The sequence below is a fragment of the Streptomyces lasalocidi genome (genome assembly GCF_005280215.1).
GTDB classification, from domain to species: domain Bacteria; phylum Actinomycetota; class Actinomycetes; order Streptomycetales; family Streptomycetaceae; genus Streptomyces; species Streptomyces longwoodensis.
Genome location: NZ_SZNQ01000002.1, coordinates 1 through 3,494, shown reverse-complemented (window position 1 = coordinate 3,494; position 3,494 = coordinate 1). Strand labels below are relative to the sequence as shown.

Genomic DNA, 3,494 nt, shown 5'->3' with positions numbered 1-3,494 from the left:
CTAACAATTAGAATAACATCGCCATACTCATTCTTTTCTTTCTTCCAAGAGATTTCAGAACTATACTGAACCTCTGATTTTCCACCAACTACGTTGTTGTCATTTACTCTTAGTTTCTGTTCTTCTACTTTGTACAATTCATTGACTTGTAGAAAATATTTCATTCTTTGCCTAATCAAAGGACTGTTTTTGTAAGCACTCAAAACCAATCCTTTCTTAAGCTTTTTCAACCGTGTTTTATGCCACATGACTATTACCCCCTTACTTTAAATTAAATTCAGGGGTAATGCCATCTGCTTTCATGCTTAACTCAACTGTTACAAAATTTCCGTTTCTCTTAGCCCAGAATCTACCAGTTAAATTGTCAAATACTACTGGAGTATGAACTGCAAATCCTTTTACATCTTCCAATGTTCCAGCCACTTTAACTACATAGAATTCTCCTGGGTTTTCGTTTCCGTAAATCATTACTTTGATTCCGTCTACTTCTTCTGTTCTCTTTCCGTCTTTATACAAGAAGTTTTCAGCTGCTTTGAAGAAATAAAATTTATCGCCAATAAAATATTTAATTGTTTCTGTATTTAATGATTTCATGATTATGTACCTATCCTTTTTTATAAAAATATTGTTGTTCCCATTGTTGACCTAATTCCCAATCTGAATCAGTCTCTTTAATGGTACGGCCATTTGAGAAATAACTCTCAACCTCTCCCCTCATTTCTTCGGGAAATTGCATTGTGACAGTCCATGACGGACCGCCATCTTTGTAGAAGTGTTCCACTTCATAGAAAAAATAATTCATCTTAACACCTTCTTTATTTTTAATCACATTTAATATCAGAAACAGCTTTTCTGTTATATCGTCATTTATGAAGATTTGAATCAATCAGCAAAAAATTTTAAAACTTTTTTATAAAATTGGACACATTTTTTCATTTTGTCCAATAATATTTTTTAATAAAATTGCTTATAAAATCCCTAAATCCTTACTCTCCCAACGGATTTCACTGTTTTTTATATAGTGTTGACAAAATTATCTATTTATTGTATAATATAAAGTTTAGCTTGACTTCTTTGGCAATAAATGATAAAATCTTCTTACAGTTAAATAATCAATAAAAACTTAAGAAAGGAGCATTTATATATGCTAAAACTATCATACTGTAACGAAGAAAATAACTATGCTATCCCACGGGAGAAATACATTCTTAAAACCAATTCTTCTTCTGATTTGGAAATCATGACTTACCTTGGAAATGGAGAATTTAAACGAGACTTATTTGGATATAATGTTCAAGGACTTCCAAACTACAAAATTGAATCAGATGATTCAATTGAAAGATATATTGTCCCTCTTGACGCTATCATTGAAACTAAATCTTATAAAGACTTAATGGAAAAAGGGAAATCAAAATACAAAAAATCTTACTCATTTTTCATGAAAGCTATTAGAAAAGAATTTAATAAATTAGACAAAGTATTTGCTGAATTTATTGACGAGAAAGATGATGTTATCTCTGATGAAACTGAACTTAAAACATTGCTAGAACTTCAATTAGAATTATCTAAAGATAACTCAAGAAAAGAATATATCACTAGAATGTGCAACAAATTATACTCATAAAAAAAGAACAACGGATCCCCGTTGTCTTTTTTATGTTCGGACGCCGGGCGTCCTCAATGACGTAATCCGTCAAACTCTCATTGTCAATCTCAGCCACCCCAGTGGCTGCACTTCGTGACCGATTGCCAGATTCTACAAATAGAAAAAGAGGAAAGCAACTCTTTCCTCTCGCTCGTTTTAAGGGGTGTTATATCGCAATATAAGCCCCTCTAAGCACGTTTTATCCAAGAATAGATAAATAATACAACAAAAACAAAATATCGCTCAGAATCGCTTATTTTCGCTCTGAGAAGGTGTTATGACTATCAAGTTGCCTCAAATATAGACTATCCTTTTCAGTTGGTCTATAATGTTCATCTTGATAATACATAATATCACTAAGAAACGCTATTACAGCATCCCTTCCCTCTGTCATTCTGATTCTATACAATAATGATTGTAGACCAGACTTGCCAGCTATAAAATAATCCTTGCTACTCTCCAAATCAAATGTTCTTGATTCGTTCGGTGAAATATATCCAAATTGCCCGTTCTTTGCTATCTTGGCAATGTCTGCAATGAATGGAACATCATTCCCTTGCTTTGTTACAAGTCGATAATTGTCTATAATTTGTGTAGCATTAAATGCTTTAAATTCTTCCTCTGTCTTGACTTGTGATACTGCTTGAAAGAAACTCGTTCCACTCGTTGAATCAAATTTCAACTCAATTTCATATCTGTACCAGTCGCTAGAAAAACAATCTTCCTCTTGTTTTTTGCCTTTCTCTACTACATCGATGAACTTGTTATAAAATCGCAGAAATGCGGATTTTCCTTTTCTCGTTCCAACGTAGAGAGTCTCAATATTTTGACCTGTTCCAACGTGTTTTATTTTCTCATCAAGATTCAAAACCTTATCAATGAAATTTCTTTTTGTCCCGTCTCCTCGTCTCGATAGCTGCTTAAATTTTAGATTCTCTTTCAAAATCTTGTTATTGATTTTGTTCAAATCGATTCCATAATTAAACAAATCTGCAGCCACGTCATAACGTGTCATTTTCCATTGCCCTGGAAAAGATTCTCTCTCAGTCAGACTATTCAATTTCTCCATAAATGCAGGGAAATCCATTCCAGTTACTGCTAACAATTGCTCGAAACCAGTAGCTTTTAACTCAAAAAATACTCCCATGTTTTGACTCTTTGAACTGTAAGCAAAACTCATCATCTCGCTATTGTTAGTAACAAACCGTTTCCCGTCTGAATATCCGTTCCGTCCTTGCATTTCTTCGCAAGAAACAAATATGTCCATCAAGTAAAATTCATTGATTATCTTTCTAATCATGCTTTTACAACGTTGGCTATGCTCAATCGAGTTAACCTCTTCATTATCAAATTTAAATGTAAATGATAATTGGTCAACTCTTAACTCTATTCTTTTATCCAAAACAAAAATCCTCTCATTTTTTTTGAGGGATTTTAAGAATCATTAGCTTTTTTTATATCAAAAATTACTCTGTTTAGAGTACTACTTTTTGCTCCAAAATTTCGAGTTCTAAAAGTGCTCTAACCTCAATAGTATCAATGCTTTACAAGTTTTTCACTACTGCTAGAAACATACGTATTACTAACCGTATGCCCGGGGAAATCCCCGGGTCTTACGATTGCTTATTTTAAATACTTTTGATATAATCTATTTACAAATTGAATTTGATTCTTTATCAATCCCAAAAGTCATTGATTGCCGTCAATGTCTTTTTTTTATTATAACATAAATTTTCAATATGGCTATTTAAACAAACAAGCTGCGCTCGTTTGTTGGATTCTGTCTCCATGTTAAAAGGTCTTACGACTTTCAACATTCCACAGAATGATAAAATGTCGAGTTCGTCTA

At 32.7% G+C, this 3,494-nt stretch carries 5 protein-coding genes; 1 reads left to right on the top strand and 4 read right to left on the bottom strand.

Annotation, left to right across the window (positions count from 1 at the left end; all coding sequences use genetic code 11):
• From E4U91_RS38715 to E4U91_RS35390, 3 genes are all read right to left on the bottom strand, one after another.
• Positions 1-230, bottom strand: a 230-nt coding sequence (locus E4U91_RS38715; RefSeq protein ID WP_206666939.1) for a hypothetical protein, incomplete at its 3' end; no start/stop codon positions are given.
• A 31-nt stretch (positions 231-261) separates the two neighbouring features.
• Positions 262-594 (bottom strand): hypothetical protein, encoded by a 333-nt coding sequence (locus E4U91_RS35395; protein ID WP_137311187.1) that lies wholly within the window; start codon positions 592-594, stop codon positions 262-264.
• 10 nt (positions 595-604) lie between these two features.
• Positions 605-886: a hypothetical protein gene (locus tag E4U91_RS35390; RefSeq protein WP_137311186.1), complete on the bottom strand. Its 282-nt coding sequence runs from the start codon at positions 884-886 to the stop codon at positions 605-607.
• Positions 887-1,144: 258 nt separating this feature from the next.
• Between E4U91_RS35390 and E4U91_RS35385 the strand changes: the two genes are divergently transcribed.
• Positions 1,145-1,624, top strand: coding sequence for a hypothetical protein (locus E4U91_RS35385; RefSeq protein WP_137311185.1), 480 nt, complete (start codon positions 1,145-1,147; stop codon positions 1,622-1,624).
• A 274-nt stretch (positions 1,625-1,898) separates the two neighbouring features.
• Here E4U91_RS35385 and E4U91_RS35380 read toward each other — a convergent pair whose 3' ends face one another.
• Positions 1,899-3,047: a replication initiation factor domain-containing protein gene (locus tag E4U91_RS35380; RefSeq protein ID WP_137311184.1), complete on the bottom strand. Its 1,149-nt coding sequence runs from the start codon at positions 3,045-3,047 to the stop codon at positions 1,899-1,901.
• Positions 3,048-3,494 lie beyond the last annotated feature (447 nt).

What these genes read in the sequence shown, in the direction of transcription:
- E4U91_RS35395 (WP_137311187.1), bottom strand. Translation starts at nt 594, where the DNA reads ATGAAATCATTAAATACAGAAACAATTAAATATTTTATTGGCGATAAA.
- E4U91_RS35385 (WP_137311185.1), top strand. Translation starts at nt 1,145, where the DNA reads ATGCTAAAACTATCATACTGTAACGAAGAAAATAACTATGCTATCCCA.